Origin of the sequence: Thermoactinomyces sp. CICC 10522 (genome assembly GCF_016055075.1) — a bacterium.
GTDB lineage: Bacteria > Bacillota > Bacilli > Thermoactinomycetales > Thermoactinomycetaceae > Thermoactinomyces_A > Thermoactinomyces_A daqus.
The window spans coordinates 40,252-55,762 of sequence record NZ_JAECVY010000001.1; the positions used below are offsets into that span (position 1 = coordinate 40,252).

Consider the following 15,511-nt stretch of genomic DNA (forward strand, 5'->3'; position numbering starts at 1 on the left):
GGATTTTATTATAAGGAGTGAAAAAGGTGGGCCAACAGTGGAAATGGGCGGAAAATCCCGAGCAGTTGAACCAGATGGAACAACTTAAATTAAAACAGGATGGATTAGACATTATTGATGAGATTATTCATATCTATTCTAATAAAGGCTTTGAGTCCATTCCGGAAGAAAAATTTTCTCTGTTTAAATGGGCTGGCGTCTACCAACAACGTCCCAAAAAAGATGGTTATTTTATGTTGCGTATAAGAATTCCCACGGGAATTTTGACAAGCGGGCAAGCGCGCGTGATCGCCGAGCTGGCACAGGAGTACGGGCGCGGCTTGATCGATATCACCACCAGGCAGGCGGTTCAATATCATTGGCTGCGCGTGGAAAATTTGCCCGATATTTTTCGGCGGCTCAATGAAGTAGGACTTTATACTTACGAAGCATGCGGCGATTGCCCCCGGACGATCATCGGCAATCCGCTGGCGGGGATTGATCCCAACGAATTGGTCGATACGTCTTCCATCGTAAAGGAACTGGATGAAAAATTCCGTTTGAATAAAGAATTTTCCAACCTCCCGCGAAAGTACAAAATTTCGATATCGGCCAGTGTCTATAATCCGGCCCATGCCCAGATTAACGATCTGGCCTTCACTCCGGCAGTAAAAAACATCAATGGAGAAGAAGTGGTCGGGTTCCATGTCTGGGTAGGCGGCGGGCTGTCGAACCGACCTCATCTCGCCCGGCAGCTGGATCTGTTTGTGCGGCCCGAGCAAGTGGTGGATGTGGCGATTGGTGTGACCAAGGTATTCCGCGATTACGGCTACCGGCAAAAAAGACATCGCGCCCGTCTGAAGTTTTTGGTGGCGGACTGGGGAACAGAGAAGTTTTTGGAAGTGCTGACTGAGGTGATCGGCCCCTATCCCTCGCGGGGAGAAGACCGAACCATCGGGTGGAATGCGGGATATTTCACCGGAGTTCATCCGCAAAAGCAAAAAGGTTTTTCTTATGTCGGCTTGAATGTGCCGGTCGGGCGCACGTCGTCGGAAGAGTTTTTCGCCTTGGCCGACCTGGCTGATCGCTACGGTTCAGGAACTTTGCGCACCGTCAATACGCAAAATATCATCATTTCGGATGTTCCGGATGAAAAAGTGGAAGAGCTGTTAAAAGAGCCGCTGCTCAAGCGTTTGACTCCATTTCCAAAAACATTTGAAGGCTATGCGGTCTCCTGCACGGGAAACGAATTTTGTAATTTGGCCTTAACAGAAACAAAAGGGCTGATGAAAGAAGTAGTGGATTATTTAGATGCACACGTTCAACTGGACAGTCCCGTACGTATCCATATTAACGGATGTCCCAACTCATGCGGCCAGCAGCAAATTGCGGATATTGGCTTAATGGGGGGGAAAAGCAAAACGGCTCGGGGGATGGTGGAGTCTTATACGATTTCCGTCGGCGGCCATCTTTTGGGAGAGGGAAGATTCAATACGCAGTTAAAAGGACGAGTGGTCAAGGATCACGTACCGTTTGTGCTGAAAGAGCTGATTCTCTTTTACAAGGAAAATCGCAACGAACAAGAGCGTTTTACGCAATTTGTGGAACGCGTTGGCATAGAAGTCTTTCAAACGGAATTGGATCGGATTTTGGGGCAGGTGGTCTCCTCATAATGGAAAATGAACTCTATCTGTACCGGTTGACGGCAGCGGGCGGGGAAGGAAAACAGTATACGATCATAGTTGTTTCCCCGACGGATGAAAAGGCGTTTCAAGATGCGGAAAAGGAACTGGAACGCCAGGTTCTCGTAACGCCGGTGATCAGCGAATGGAACCTGATCGAGAAGAAGCGGATCCGTCCAGGCAGCGGTTATGTTTTGGAATCATGCAGCTAGAGATAGAAAGGAAAGGGAAGTCGTATGGCTAATCAAAACGGAAAGTCATCGGTTTTGGTCGAGTCCGAACAGGCTAAACTCGAATTTTTGCAGGAAGCAGCTCATCAGTTGAAAAATGAACATCCGATTGAGATCATTCGCTTTGGCATTGAACAAGTGGGCGTTTCCGGGATCACATTGGCCTGCAGCTTCGGGGCGGAAGATGTGGCCCTGGTGGATATGCTGTTAAAAGTGGATAAAGACGTGGATATTTTCTATTTGGATACCGATCTTCACTTTGCAGAAACTTATGAGGTGCGCGATCGGTTGAAAGAGCGTTACCAGAAAGACTTTATCCGCGTATCCCCGGCGCTTACACTGGAGGAGCAGGCGGAAAAATACGGGGATGAATTGTGGAAAGTGAATCCCGACCAGTGCTGCCGCATTCGGAAGGTGGAGCCGCTCAAACAATTTTTGCGCGGATATCAAGGCTGGATCACGGGGATCCGGCGTGAGCAGTCCCCAACCAGGGCCCATACCGAAGTGGTCGAGTGGGATCGGGCGTTTGGCCTGGTTAAGATCAATCCGCTTGCTTATTGGACCAATGCGCAAGTTTGGGAATATATTTACAGCAATGACATTCCGTACAATAAACTGCATGATCAATCGTATCCCAGCATTGGCTGCCAGCCTTGCACGCGTCCCGTCAAACCGGGAGAAGATCCGCGTGCCGGACGCTGGGCAGGTTTAGACAAAACGGAATGCGGGCTTCATAACAGCCCGGTACGCTGATGATTTCCATCGTTTTCACCGGTTTTGTCGTCGGTTTGCTGGTAGGGTTGACCGGGATGGGCGGCGGATTATTAATGACTCCGCTCCTCATTCTCTTTTATGGTTTTTCGCCCACCATGGCCGTTGGAACGGATTTGATTTATGCAGCGGTGACAAAAGCGGTTGGAAGCTGGCAACATATCCAGCAAAAAACACTGGATTGGCAGATTGTCCGAAAGCTGGCGATCGGCAGTATTCCGGGCGGAATCATCGGTGTGTGGCTGATCCAATTGCTCAAGCGGCTCACACCATTTCCGGTTGAAGATGTTTTGGGAAGAGTGATCGGTTTTACCTTTGTTTTTGTGGCGATTCTGATGTTTGCGCAACTTTTGCTGAACCGGAAAAATGGCCCGAAAATCCGCTTTAACGCCCCGCTCACCCTGGTGGGGCTGGCCGGCGGACTCCTGGTGGGTCTTACCTCGGTGGGAAGCGGTTCCATGTTTATGGTCGTCCTGCTATCCAGCACGGGCCTGACGGCCTCGAAATTGGTTGGAACGGATGTCGTTCATGCTTTTTTTCTGACATTGAGCGCGGGTCTGGTGCATGCTTCGTTTGGGCATGTGGATGTTTCATTTGTGCTGTGGCTGCTGCTCGGGTCGATTCCGGGCATTCTCATCGGGGGACGTCTTACCTTAAAGGTTCCCGATCTATGGCTGCGTTTTTTGATTATTCTCGTCCTGTTCATCACCGGCATTAAAATGATATGAAAGGAGAAGCGTCATGGAATATACAATCGCCCCTCACGGCGGACGTTTAATCAATCGCATCCTGGAAGGAGAAAAGAAGCAGGAATGGCTGGAGCGGGCGGCTTCTTTTCCGCAAATCACCGTATCAAAAGTGACACTGTCAGACTTGGCATGCATCGCGACAGGGGTCTTTTCGCCTCTCACGGGCTTTTTGTCCGAAGAGGATTACAAATCGGTCCGGGATTCGATGCGTTTAAGTGATGGAACGGTTTGGAGCATCCCGATCACCCTACCGGTGCCGGAAGAAAAGGTCGAAGAAATCAAAAAAGCGGATTATGTGACGTTGACTGATTCGGAAGGAACGGTGATTGCCGTACAGGAAGTCCACAGCCTTTACCGGGTGGACCAACGGGAAGAGGCGCGCAAGGTATATCGCACGGATGATGAGAAACATCCGGGGGTGGCCCGGTTATTGCGACAGTCTCCGTATTACCTTGGCGGTGACATCTGGCTTGTCAATCGCCCGGACCGCGGCCGATTTGCCCGATATACGTATGATCCCGCGGAGACGAGACAGATGTTTATCGAACGCGGCTGGCGCAAAGTGGTCGGATTCCAAACCCGCAATCCGGTGCACCGCGCCCATGAATATCTGCAAAAATGCGCCCTGGAAACGGTTGATGCTTTGTTTTTGCATCCGTTGGTCGGGGAAACGAAGGCAGATGATATTCCTGCGGATGTCCGTGTCAAAAGCTATGAAGTGATTTTAAAGCATTACTATCCGCAGGATCGGGTTCTGTTTGGCGTCTATCCGGCGGCCATGCGCTATGCCGGACCGCGTGAGGCGATCTTTCATGCGCTCGCCCGCAAAAATTACGGGTGTACCCATTTTATTGTCGGACGGGATCACGCCGGAGTGGGGAATTATTACGGAACTTATGATTCCCAAAAAATTTTCACCCAATTTACCGAAACGGAACTGGGGATTACCCCTCTCTTTTTTGAACACAGCTTCTATTGCAAAAAATGTGCGGGAATGGCTTCCTACAAAACCTGCCCCCACAGCGATGAAGACCGGGTCATTCTGTCCGGGACAAAAGTGCGCCAAATGTTGAGCGAAGGCATTTATCCGCCTCCGGAATTCTCCCGTCCGGAAGTGGTGAAGGTGTTAATCGAAGGAATGAGGGAAAAAGCGAAAACGAGCTTGTAAGGGGACATGAAAAAGGCGAGAAGGATGATGACAAAATTCAATAGGAGGGGATGGGTGTTTTTTCTGCAGCGACCTTTGTGACGAAGGAACCGGGAGCAAAGAAAAAGCACCCGGCCCGGCGAACTTACGTTTAGGGATTTTGTCAACATGCTGACGGCGAGGAAGGATAACTCCTTTCTCGCCTTCGTTTTTTTCAGGGCCGTGCCAGAAAACGCTGGATGTGGGGACGGACATCCTCGATTGGAATGGCAAATCCGATGCATTGTGAGGGATAAATGATCAATGTATTGATTCCGATCACTTCTCCCAATATGTTGACCAGTGGCCCGCCGCTGTTGCCGGGGTTGATGGCTGCATCCGTCTGCACGACATTTTCATATGAACGGTTGCCCACGCGCAGAGGTCTGTTTTTTCCACTGATTACGCCGACGGTGACGGTCTGTTCCAAACCGTATGGATTGCCCACTGCCAGCACCCATTCCCCCACCTGGGTATTTGCCGATGTGCCGAGCGGCAGCGGTTTCAGCGGATGGGGCAAGGGAATGCGGATCACTGCCAAATCCTTTCTTTCATCAGCCCAAATCGGTGTGGCCGGCAACGGGTGTTTGATTCCTTCCACTTTGACTCGGATGCGGGATGCCTGGTGGATCACATGTTCATTGGTTAAAATATATCCTTTCGGATGGATGACAAATCCGGAACCGAACTGTCCTTCCCGATTCGCTTGGAAGTCATGGGTTTCGGGAAACAGAAAGTCGAACAGGTTCCTTTGCAGTGATCCGGTTGTCAGGCGGCGGTCGGCTTCAATGGAAACGATGCTCTTTTTTATGCGCCGGAAGACGGAGACAAAGACGTTGGCCGGATGCATGGAGGCAATCTGGGTTCCACCTCGATAAACGCGCAGTTTTCCTCGGGACATCTTCATCACTCCCCCGCCCTGACAGATCAAGGGCGCTATATCTTATGCCGGAGAGACAGGAGAAGACCGGGCGGGCGTGGAGGAACCTGGGGTTTGTAAACCTAATTTTTATTTTAAGTTGACATTAAACAGCCAAGATTTTACACTTTAGTTGGACATCATGAATCAATAAGGGGATAGGAATCATGACAAAATCGGTTTTACGCGTACGTGACATGACATGGATGGCCATGTTTGTCGCACTGCTCGCCATCAGCGGAATGTTTTCCATTCCGGTCGGGCCTGTGCCGATCACGTTGCAAACGCTGGTGGTGATGCTGGCCGGGTCCGTGTTGGGAGCCAGACGAGGGTTTATCAGCATGGTTGTTTTTATTTTACTCGCAGCTGTCGGGGCACCGGTCTTGAGCGGAGGCGGGGGAGGAATCGCCCACTTGCTCGGCCCGACCGGCGGATATATTATCAGTTGGCCGTTTGCTGCGTTTTTGATCGGCTGGATCATTGAACGATGGGGAGACAGTGTTTGGAAATTAATGGTGGCACACGTTGTCGGAGGGGTTGCCTTCATTCATTTGGTAGGATTCACGTGGGTTGTCTCTTATCTGCATCTGCCATTAAACATGAAAACCTTCATCACTTCCCTGTTTATTTTCCTGCCGGGCGATCTGGTAAAAGCTGTGGTGGCCTCTCCCGTGGCATCCGCGGTTTACCGGGCATTGCCCGCGTTAAGGCCCGGACGGGGACAATCTGTATTATGAGTGCGGCAGCGCCCTGCATCCGGGGCGCTTATTTTTTATCGACCGCAAGCGGGATGAGATCGGTATGACTTTGGATAAACTGTAAAAAGCGGTCATTCATGGGAACGACCAGATCAGTTGCTCCGATGGAATGTACCCCGTGCCGGTTGATGATGTTTAACCGGGCTACGGAAAGCTTGTAATATTGCTTTCCATGTCTTTCGATTTCAATTGGCCATTCCGGCTTGTGCATTTGGTTCATTTGTGGAAGAGAATAAGGCATAAGGCCGATAATATCACTCAACAGAATATAGTAAGAGAGATGCGGTTTTTGAAAAACCATTTCTCTCGTGGTCAGCGTCGCTTTCCAATTTTTTTTTGTCTGCGAAAAAAGCAAATGGCCGGCCAGGCCTTTGATGGGAATAAAATCGGAATGAAACATAAGAATATGCACCTTTCATTTTATTTATGCTAAAATTTATTGTATCATGAAATGGGAAGGGACATTTATGGAAACTGTAACTGATATTCAGAAGTTATTGAAAAGGTTTGGGACGGTGATTTACACCGGCGATCGCCAGGGAGATCTCGAGTTGATGCAGGACGAGATCAGAGAATTGAAGGAGATCGGGGCCATCGATTCCGAGACCTATCTCAAGGCGGCCTTAATCTTGCAAAGGCGGCTTCAGTCGGGCAAGGGATAAAGGAGGTAAATATTTTTGAATGCGCTTACAAGAAGGAAATCGCTGAAACAGCTGCAACAGGAAGGATTGAAATCAACCGGTTTAAAAAGGGTATTATCGTTGCCCACCCTGACAGCGATCGGGTTGGGTGGAATTATCGGTGTCGGAATATTTGTTCTGACCGGTGTTGCAGCGGCGAAACATGCGGGCCCCGCGGTTATTGTGTCATTTATCATCGCCGGACTGGCCAGTGCGGCAGCTGCGCTCTGTTATGCAGAATTTTCCGGATTGATTCCCGTTGCCGGAAGTGCCTATACGTATAGTTATGCAGTGCTCGGTGAATTTGCCGCGTGGATGATCGGTTGGGATCTGCTGTTGGAGTATGCTTTGGTCGTTTCCGTGGTGGCGATTGGCTGGTCGGGCTATTTTAATTCGATACTGGAGCAGTTTGGCCTTCATTTGCCTGTATGGGCGCAAGGAGCACCCGGAACCGGCGCAGGGCATCATTTTGACTTATTTGCTTTTATCATCAGCTTGGGGATTGCGGGTCTTCTGACGCTCGGAGTAAAGGAAGGAGCGCGCTTCAACAACATCATGGTGGCGATCAAGCTGGCGATTATCGTCGTGATCATCGGCATCGGTGCCTTTTATGTGAAACCGGAGCTGTGGCATCCTTTTATGCCGTTTGGATTTGGAGGAGTCGTCAGCGGAGCGTCGCTGGTCTTTTTCGCCGTGTTCGGTTACGACACGCTGACAACAGCGGCCGAAGAAGCGAAAAACCCGCAGCGCGATTTGCCGCGTGCAGTTGTGCTGTCTCTGGTGGTCGCACTGATTTTGTATGCGGGAATGTCATTGGTTTTGACGGGAATCGCCAAATATTCGACGCTTAACAACGCGGCTCCGGTGGCCCACGCATTTGCCGCACTCGGACTTAAGTGGGTGACGGTCATCATCTCCGTTGCTGCGGTGGCCGGGATTTTGAGTGTGCTCTTCTCCTTCATGCTGGCTGCGGCGCGCATCTGGTTTGCGATGAGCCGTGATGGGTTGTTGCCTGGATGGTTTGCCAAAATCCATCCGCGCTTCCAGACACCTTATCGCCCGACCCTGATTTTGGGTGTGTTGACGGCGTTTGTGGCCGGGCTTACTCCGATTGCAGAGGTGGCGGAATTGGTCAATATCGGAACGCTGTCAGCCTTTATTCTGATTTGCAGCTCGATCATTGTGCTGAGGAAGAGACAGCCGAACCTGGAACGCACTTTCCGTACTCCCTGGGTTCCATTTACCCCCATCGTCGGCATTTTATTCTCCATCTGGCTGATCATCAAACTCCCGGCCGTTACCTGGGAGCGGTTTGTGATCTGGCTGGTGATCGGTTTGATTATTTACTTTGGCTATGGAAAGAGAAACAGTAAGTTGGCAAAAGAACATCAGCCGTAATGTTTCCGACTCTGAAATCAAAGCCCTGGGCAGATAAGTGAAATCACTTGGAGCCCGGGGCTTTTTTACGGTTTCTGCTAAAGTTTTGCCGAATAGAAGGCCGGCAGGTTCCGCTCATAAGCGGCGATTTTCGCTTCCGATTGCAAAGTGATGCCGATATCATCCAATCCCTCAAGCAGACAATAGCGACGATAGGAATCGATGGCAAACGAATAAGAAAGTCCGCTGTCGTCGTAAACGCGCTGTTCTTCCAAATCGACCGTCAGCTGGTAACCTGTCTGTTTCCTGGCGCGTTCAAACAACGTTTCCACCTGTTCTTCGCTGAGTTTGACCGGGAGCATCCCGTTTTTAAAGCAGTTGTTATAGAAGATGTCGGCGAAGGAAGGAGCGATGACGACGCGGATTCCGAAGTCATTGAGAGCCCAGGGGGCATGTTCGCGGGAAGAACCGCAACCGAAGTTCTTGCGGGCGAGCAAGATGCTGCTGTTTTGGTATTCCGGTTGATTGAGAACAAATGAGGGGTCTGGGTTTCCATTTTCGTCAAAACGCCAGTCGTAAAAGAGAAACCGGCCAAATCCGCTCCGTTCGATCCGTTTCAGAAATTGCTTGGGGATAATCGCATCCGTATCGACATTCGCCCGGTCCAACGGGGCGACAATTCCGCGGTGTTGTTTAAGTGGTTGCATAAATCCCATCCTCCTGATCCCGGTATTTCCATTCCCGCACATCGACAAAATGTCCGGCGATCGCAGCTGCAGCGGCCATAGCCGGCGAGACGAGGTGTGTTCTCCCCCCGCGCCCTTGCCGTCCTTCAAAGTTCCGGTTGGAGGTGGAAGCACAGCGTTCTCCCGGCTTCAGGGTATCGGGGTTCATCGCCAGACACATGCTGCAACCCGCTTCGCGCCATTCAAATCCCGCCTGCGTAAATATTTTGTCCAATCCTTCTGCTTCGGCTTGCTGTTTGACCAGCTGCGAGCCGGGCACAACCATTGCATGGACGTGTGGGGCCACCTTATAACCTTTGACTACCCGGGCTGCGGCGCGCAGGTCTTCAATGCGCGAGTTGGTGCAGGAACCGATGAAAACACGATCGATTTTGATTTCGCTGATCGGAACCCCCGGGGTAAGTCCCATATACTCAAGGGCCAATCGGGCCGCTTTCTGTTCCGTTTCCGTCGCAAACGAGGCGGGATCGGGGACGCATTGGGTAATATCGGTTCCCATTCCCGGACTGGTTCCCCACGTAACTTGCGGAGCGATTTTTCCGGCATCGATTTCGACATAACTGTCAAAAACGGCACCTTCATCGGTACACAGTTGCTTCCACTCTTCCACCGCCCGCTCAAATGCTTCACCTGACGGAGCAAAGGGGCGTCCGCGCAAGTAGGAGAACGTCGTCTCATCCGGAGCGATCATGCCGGCTCGGGCGCCTGCCTCGATCGACATGTTGCAGACGGTCATTCTTTCCTCCATCGACATGTTCCGGATCGTTTCTCCCGTATATTCGATCACGTGGCCGGTCGCTCCGTCCGTGCCGATTTCCGCGATCAAGGCGAGAATGGCATCCTTGGCCGTCACTCCCGGCGGGAGATTTCCCCGGAAGTGAACCCGCATCGTTTTGGGTTTCAATTGCTGGAGGCATTGCGTTGCCAATACATGCTCCACCTCACTCGTGCCGATCCCGAAGGCGAGCGCGCCAAATGCTCCGTGGGTGGAGGTATGGCTGTCACCGCAGACAATCGTTTTTCCGGGAACGGTAAGTCCGAGTTCGGGGCCGATCACATGAACGATCCCTTGGCGCTCATGGTGCAGATCAAACAACGGGATTCCAAATTCCTCGCAGTTTTTCGCCAATGTTTCCATTTGCTTTTTGGCGATGGGATCGGTGATCGGCAGACGGCGGTCGGTTGTGGGGACATTGTGATCCATCGTGGCGATGGTCAAATCGGGGCGGCGCACTTTTCGCCCGGCCATGCGCAAACCTTCAAATGCCTGGGGAGACGTGACCTCATGGATGAGATGAAGATCGATGTACAGAATGGCAGGCTTTCCTTCCTGCTGTTCAATCACATGACGTTCCCAAATCTTTTCAAACATCGTCCGTGGTTTCATCAGGCTCACCTCAACTTTTTTCTCAGCTCAGCAGAATCAACCATTTAGATTGGCGAAAAAGTTATAATTGAAGACTATTTTAACAAAATTGCATCCTGTTTCAATAGTAAATTTTCGTCAGGGGAGAAAAAACAGGTTGAGGAGCAGGCAGATTGGCCTACATAATAAAGGGAAGAATCATGCTATTTAAAACTAAGAATATTTACAGGAAAAGAGGAATCGCTGTGGGAGAGAAAAAGTGGTGGCGCTTGCGGGAGATACCCGATTTGGATGTGGAAATGGAAGAAGCGGCCCGCAAACGGGTGCGCTCGTTAACCAAGCCCGTGGGGAGCCTCGGGATGTTGGAAGAGATTTTTATTCGCCTGGCGGGAATCACGGGTGAGACGATTCCGGATATCAGGAAAAAGGCCGTCGTTGTGATGTGCGGGGATCATGGAGTTGCTCAGGCTGGAGTGAGCGCCTATCCACAAGAAGTGACCGGATTGATGATGGAAAATTTCCTTCGCGGCAAAGCGGCGGTCAATGTGCTTGCAGAGCTGGCCAGGGCCACTGTGATTGTGGCCGACCTCGGCAGTTTGCTGGAACCGGTGCCGGAAGGGGTGATCGATTGTAAAGTTCGCAAAGGAACCCGCAATTTTCTGGAAGAGCCGGCGATGACCGTCTCTGAAGTGATCCAAGCGGTTGAGGTCGGAGTGCGGCTGGCGCATCAACTGGGCGGGCAGGGAGTTCGCCTCATCGCCCCCGGTGAGATGGGCATCGGCAATACAACTTCGGCTTCAGCGCTGGCGGCTGCCCTTACCGGAAAGGATGTCGGGGCGTTGACCGGACGGGGAACAGGGATTACCGATGAAAATCTGGTGCGCAAACAAGAGGTGATCCGGCAGGCATTGGCTCTGCATCAACCCGGGAATGCGATGGAAGCGCTGATTTGTGTAGGAGGGCTGGAGATTGCCGGCATGGTCGGTTTATACCTCGGAGCGGCACAAATGAGGATGGCTGCTGTCATGGATGGCCTGATTTCCACAGTGGCTGCGGCGATCGCCGTTGAAATGGAACCGGAGGTGAAGTCTTATCTGTTCGCATCCCACCTCTCGGCTGAACCCGCCCACCGCATCCTGCTGAATCGTTTGCAGCTGACACCGTTGATCACCGCAGAGATGAGGCTTGGGGAGGCGAGCGGCGCATCACTGGCCTTCCCGCTGTTCGATGCGGCCGTGGCTCTCGCCGAGCGGATGGCCACCTTTGCCGATCTCGGGCTTCCTGAACCTGATTGAGGTGATTGGTCAAGAGGCAAAGGGTGGATTCATGACACAATATCGATCGCATCGGAAAAAGAGGGAGTGTGTCATTTGGCTAAACTGGAGCGTTTTGGCCATGGCGGCGATCTGCTCACCGCCGCAGAGATGTTTGGCTGTCAGAGAGATTTTGTTGATTTCAGTTCCAATATCAACCCGTTCGGCCCTCCGTCCGTCGTGATGGAGACGATGGAGAAGGTGCTTCGGGAACCGGGTTTGCCGGCGATCGCCGTTTATCCCGATCCGGATCTGCGCCTGCTTAGGAAAAAGCTGGCCCGTTTGCACCGGGTAAGCGAAGAGATGGTCTTGCCCGGAAACGGAGCAGCCGAACTGATTGATCTTTTGGTTGCGGCGTTAAAGCCAAAGCGCGTCGGCGTGGTGGAACCGGCTTTTTCCGAATATCGCCTGGCGGCGCAGAAAAGAGAGATCCCCGTCCAAAGTGTGATTACCGGCTGGGAGCAGGACTTTCTCCCAAAAACAGAAGAGATGGAAACATTGATCCGGGATGTGGAACTGCTCTTTCTCGGGAGGCCCAACAATCCTTCCGGGCATTTCATCACGGAAGGGCAATTGGAAGAGTTGGCCCTGCTGGCAGAGCGCTTTGGTACGATACTGGCGATTGATGAAGCGTTCATCGATTTCGTTGATCAGGGCGAAACGCGTTCGTTCATCTCCCGCCTCTCCCGTTTCCCGCATGTTGCTGTCCTGCGATCGTTGACGAAAATGTTTGCTCTTCCCGGATTGCGACTGGGGTATGCAGTTGCCGGTGAGAATCTGATTCGCCGGATGAAACGGATGCAAGTATGCTGGAGTGTCAGCGGTTTGGCGGATCGTATCGGCTGTGCGGTGGCTGATCCGGATTTTTATCATGGCTACGTCGATGAGGTGCGGCGCCGGCTCGTGGCGGAACGGAAGTTTCTCTGCCAAGCCTTGCGCCGTTTCGCTTCACTCGAGGTTTATCCGGGAGAGGCCAATTATTTGCTCATCCGGACGATCCGCGGGAGGACGTCGGAACAGCTTCAGCAGCAACTGGGAAAACGGGGGATTTTAATTCGGGATTGTTCGATGTATCCGGGACTGGATGAGCGGTATTTCCGGATCGCCGTGAAAAAAAGAGAAGATAATCAGGTGTTGGTTCAGGCGTTGGGAGAGCTTTTGCAAGAGGGGTGAGAACATGAGACTAGTTCTGGTAACCGGGGGCGTGCGCTCGGGGAAAAGCGCCTTTGCCGAGACGCTTTGCAGGCAGAGAGGGGAGGAAGTGATTTATTTGGCCACCTGTGAGCCGGCAGATGCGGAAATGAAGGCGCGCATCGCAAACCATCAGCTGAGAAGGCCCGCGGATTGGGAAGTGCTGGAGGAACCCCATCATTTGGCCGGGGCGCTGGCCGGAATTCCGGCTGAAAAAATGATCCTGCTCGACAGCATCACCGCTTGGGTGAGCAATCGCCTGGAACGGCATGGTGGGGAATCGGGACAAAAAAACGCCATCGGACGGATCATCGAAGAGGCGGGAGAGTGGCTCGCTTTGCTCAAAACGCGAAACGCGATTGTGGTCACGGATGAAGTGGGGCTGGGCGGCGTGGCGATGCACCCGGTCACCCGGCAATTTCAGGACGCGTTGGGAACCGTGAATCAAATGGTGGCGGAGCAGGCAGATGAAGTCTGGATGGTTATTTCGGGAATTCCGTGGAAGGTGAAAGGATGAACGCTTTTTGGCATGCCGTCGCTTTTTTGACCCGGTTTCCGGTTCCTGTTCGATTGAAATCGGAGGGCTGGGAAAAAAGCGCGATGTGGTATCCGGTGGTCGGAGTGGGATTGGGCGCTTTCCTGGCCGTGATCGATTTTTTGGTTGCCCGCTGGTTTTCGCCGCCGCTCCGGGCCCTCATCGATACGGCTGTCTGGATTTTTATGACGGGGGGATTGCATCTCGACGGATTGATGGATACCGCTGACGGCTTTGGCTCCCACCGGGATCGCGAACGGATGCTGGCGATTATGAAAGATTCCCGCATTGGTGCGATGGGGATGATTGCCGGCGTTCTTTTGATCCTGTTCAAAGCGGCAGCGGTTTGGACGCTGGCCCAGGGACCGGCCTCACTGTTTCGATCCGTCCTGGTTGTTGCCTGTGCCCTGGGGCGAATGGGAGCGGTCTGGGGGATTTTCTTTTTTCCCTACATTCGCGAGGACGGGATCGGAGTCGGAATGAAAGAACATTTAACCTGGATCAGGATGCTGTTCGCCTGGATTTGCTGTTTGCTGCCGGCTGTGATTTTGCTCGGCTGGCCGGGTGTCGTTTTATCTGTCGTCGCACTGTTGGTCAGCGGGGGCATCGGTCTGGTCGCCAAGCGGCGGATCGGCGGCTGCACCGGAGATCTGTATGGCGCCATGATTGAGCTCACGGAAGTTTGCCTGCTGTTGATTCTGTCGCTCAGGGGGGTGGAAAAATGGTTCGTCTGATCTGGATTCGGCATGGTGAAACGGAGGCCAACCGGGCGAAAAGATATATCGGGCATCTGGATGAGCCTTTAAACGGCAGCGGCATTGAGCAGGCAGGGCGACTGGCCCGTTCCCTTGCCCATCTCGACGTGGAGATCATGTATGTGAGCGATTTGCGGCGCTGTCGGGAAACAGCCCGGTTTTGTGCCAAACATTGGCCTAATGCCCCGATGGAAATCACGCCGGACTTGCGGGAGTGCTCATTTGGGCGGTGGGAAGGATGGACCTACCGGGAGATCGCCGAACGGGAGCCGGAGCTCTTGCAAAAATGGCTGGGGGATCCGTTCCGGCATGCTCCGCCGCAGGGGGAGAGCCTGAGGGATTTGGATCGGCGTTTAACTGCATGGCTGGAGGAAGCGGAACAAAAAACAGTCGGGAAAACGGCGGCCGTCTTTTCCCATGGTGGCCCGATCCGCTGGTTTTTGGCGAAACATGTCTTTCGCGATTGGGATCAGTTTTGGCGGCTGGAGATTCCTCATGCCGGTGCATGGGTTGCCGTGAAAGAGGAGCGATGGGAAATCGAGCGGATTTTTGCCGGAAACGGGGCGGAGGAGTCATAATGCAAAAGTTGTTTCAAAACGGAAGCTGGTTATTGACATGGGAGCAAACGCCGGAGCGGGTGATGGTTGCCTCCGAAAGGCCGCTGACCGTACTGTCGAGCGCGGTGTACGGAGGGGAGAAAAAAACGGCGCTTCGCCTGATTAACCGCCATGTGCCGCTGAGCTATGCCGCTTCTGATCCGGAAGGGGAAATCGCCGGGTGGCTTTTGCGCAGCAACTTGGATCCCGAAGAGTCGGTTGTGTTGCTTACCGCAGCCGATATTGATCGCGGCTGCCTGCGGGTAATCGAAGAAAAAACGTTTCGCCTCGCTGTTTTTGCTACTGCCGGTGTGAGCAATGCCGCACGGGCGGGAGAGGCGTATCCCGTTTTTTGGCATCATTCTGACTTAAGACCCGGAACGATTAATTTGATGATCGTGATCGATGGAAAGATGACGGCAGCCGCCATGATCAATGCCGTGATGACGGCGACGGAAGCGAAAGCGGCCGCCCTGCAGGATTTGCATGTAAAGGATGCACATGGAAAACAGGCGACAGGAACAACGACTGATGCGGTCATCATTGCCGCCACGCAAATGGAACTGGCCGGTTATACTCATGTGTATGCGGGAGTGACTACACCGCTCGGCAATGCGATTGGACAGGCTGTGTCCGCATCCGTTCGCCAGGCGGTGGCCGGTTCGGGAGGATAAGGGG

General features: G+C 52.7%; 18 protein-coding genes. 14 read left to right on the plus strand and 4 right to left on the minus strand.

Translation table 11 applies throughout. The features are described from left to right. Window positions 1–74 precede the first annotated feature (74 nt). From I8U18_RS00235 to sat, 5 genes are read left to right on the plus strand one after another with little or no spacing between them, the layout of a single operon-like run. Entirely contained in the window at window positions 75–1,652 is a 1,578-nt protein-coding gene (locus tag I8U18_RS00235; RefSeq protein WP_198064475.1) for a nitrite/sulfite reductase, read from the plus strand. Beyond that, window positions 1,652–1,873, plus strand: a complete 222-nt coding sequence (locus I8U18_RS00240; protein ID WP_033099114.1) for a DUF3906 family protein — start codon at window positions 1,652–1,654, stop codon at window positions 1,871–1,873. The genes I8U18_RS00235 and I8U18_RS00240 overlap by 1 nt, the downstream gene beginning before the upstream one ends. 24 nt (window positions 1,874–1,897) lie before the next feature. Further along, complete coding sequence (locus I8U18_RS00245; protein WP_052153842.1) at window positions 1,898–2,644, plus strand: phosphoadenylyl-sulfate reductase; 747 nt, start codon at window positions 1,898–1,900, stop codon at window positions 2,642–2,644. Further along, window positions 2,644–3,390, plus strand: a complete 747-nt coding sequence (locus I8U18_RS00250) for a sulfite exporter TauE/SafE family protein (RefSeq protein ID WP_052153841.1) — start codon at window positions 2,644–2,646, stop codon at window positions 3,388–3,390. Before I8U18_RS00245 ends, I8U18_RS00250 begins: the two co-directional genes overlap by 1 nt. Before the next feature lie 13 nt (window positions 3,391–3,403). After that, window positions 3,404–4,579 (plus strand): sulfate adenylyltransferase, encoded by a 1,176-nt coding sequence (gene sat, locus I8U18_RS00255; protein WP_198055169.1) that lies wholly within the window; start codon window positions 3,404–3,406, stop codon window positions 4,577–4,579. Between the two features lie 193 nt (window positions 4,580–4,772). Here the strand turns inward: sat and I8U18_RS00260 are convergent, their stop codons facing one another. Continuing rightward, window positions 4,773–5,498 (minus strand): S1C family serine protease, encoded by a 726-nt coding sequence (locus I8U18_RS00260; protein ID WP_198055170.1) that lies wholly within the window; start codon window positions 5,496–5,498, stop codon window positions 4,773–4,775. A gap of 185 nt (window positions 5,499–5,683) precedes the next feature. Here I8U18_RS00260 and I8U18_RS00265 point away from each other — a divergent pair, with 185 nt between their 5' ends. Then, window positions 5,684–6,253: a biotin transporter BioY gene (locus I8U18_RS00265; RefSeq protein ID WP_033099111.1), complete on the plus strand. Its 570-nt coding sequence runs from the start codon at window positions 5,684–5,686 to the stop codon at window positions 6,251–6,253. Window positions 6,254–6,281: 28 nt separating this feature from the next. Here I8U18_RS00265 and I8U18_RS00270 read toward each other — a convergent pair whose 3' ends face one another. Then, window positions 6,282–6,674 (minus strand): hypothetical protein, encoded by a 393-nt coding sequence (locus I8U18_RS00270; RefSeq protein ID WP_033099110.1) that lies wholly within the window; start codon window positions 6,672–6,674, stop codon window positions 6,282–6,284. Between the two features lie 67 nt (window positions 6,675–6,741). Here I8U18_RS00270 and I8U18_RS00275 point away from each other — a divergent pair, with 67 nt between their 5' ends. Together I8U18_RS00275 and I8U18_RS00280 are read left to right on the plus strand one after the other, a co-directional pair. Then, entirely contained in the window at window positions 6,742–6,936 is a 195-nt protein-coding gene (locus tag I8U18_RS00275) for a YqgQ family protein (protein ID WP_033099109.1), read from the plus strand. Between the two features lie 15 nt (window positions 6,937–6,951). Beyond that, the gene (locus I8U18_RS00280; RefSeq protein WP_033099108.1) at window positions 6,952–8,352 is read left to right on the plus strand and encodes an amino acid permease; all 1,401 of its coding nucleotides are present in this window, start codon (window positions 6,952–6,954) and stop codon (window positions 8,350–8,352) included. Window positions 8,353–8,429: 77 nt separating this feature from the next. On the opposite strand, the gene leuD is transcribed toward I8U18_RS00280, so the two are convergent. Both leuD and leuC read right to left on the minus strand, forming a co-directional pair. Beyond that, window positions 8,430–9,038, minus strand: coding sequence for a 3-isopropylmalate dehydratase small subunit (gene leuD / locus I8U18_RS00285; RefSeq protein WP_198055171.1), 609 nt, complete (start codon window positions 9,036–9,038; stop codon window positions 8,430–8,432). Beyond that, a complete protein-coding gene (gene leuC / locus I8U18_RS00290; protein WP_198064374.1) occupies window positions 9,025–10,464 on the minus strand; it encodes a 3-isopropylmalate dehydratase large subunit in 1,440 nt (479 codons plus the stop codon). Before leuC ends, leuD begins: the two co-directional genes overlap by 14 nt. Before the next feature lie 224 nt (window positions 10,465–10,688). Here leuC and cobT point away from each other — a divergent pair, with 224 nt between their 5' ends. The 6 genes from cobT (at window position 10,689) to I8U18_RS00320 (ending at window position 15,507) form a co-directional block, all read left to right on the plus strand. Then, the gene (gene cobT, locus I8U18_RS00295) at window positions 10,689–11,738 is read left to right on the plus strand and encodes a nicotinate-nucleotide--dimethylbenzimidazole phosphoribosyltransferase (RefSeq protein WP_033099105.1); all 1,050 of its coding nucleotides are present in this window, start codon (window positions 10,689–10,691) and stop codon (window positions 11,736–11,738) included. Between the two features lie 75 nt (window positions 11,739–11,813). Then, window positions 11,814–12,929 (plus strand): threonine-phosphate decarboxylase CobD, encoded by a 1,116-nt coding sequence (gene cobD, locus I8U18_RS00300; RefSeq protein ID WP_033099104.1) that lies wholly within the window; start codon window positions 11,814–11,816, stop codon window positions 12,927–12,929. 4 nt (window positions 12,930–12,933) lie between these two features. After that, window positions 12,934–13,464 carry a bifunctional adenosylcobinamide kinase/adenosylcobinamide-phosphate guanylyltransferase gene (gene cobU, locus I8U18_RS00305; protein ID WP_033099103.1) on the plus strand — a complete coding sequence of 177 codons (531 nt, stop codon included), beginning with the start codon at window positions 12,934–12,936 and terminating at the stop codon, window positions 13,462–13,464. After that, entirely contained in the window at window positions 13,461–14,216 is a 756-nt protein-coding gene (gene cobS, locus I8U18_RS00310) for an adenosylcobinamide-GDP ribazoletransferase (protein WP_198064375.1), read from the plus strand. The genes cobU and cobS overlap by 4 nt, the downstream gene beginning before the upstream one ends. Then, a complete protein-coding gene (locus I8U18_RS00315) occupies window positions 14,204–14,815 on the plus strand; it encodes a histidine phosphatase family protein (protein WP_198064376.1) in 612 nt (203 codons plus the stop codon). Before cobS ends, I8U18_RS00315 begins: the two co-directional genes overlap by 13 nt. Next, on the plus strand, window positions 14,815–15,507 hold the full coding sequence (locus I8U18_RS00320; RefSeq protein ID WP_052153837.1) for an adenosylcobinamide amidohydrolase: 693 nt from the start codon (window positions 14,815–14,817) through the stop codon (window positions 15,505–15,507). Before I8U18_RS00315 ends, I8U18_RS00320 begins: the two co-directional genes overlap by 1 nt. Window positions 15,508–15,511 lie beyond the last annotated feature (4 nt).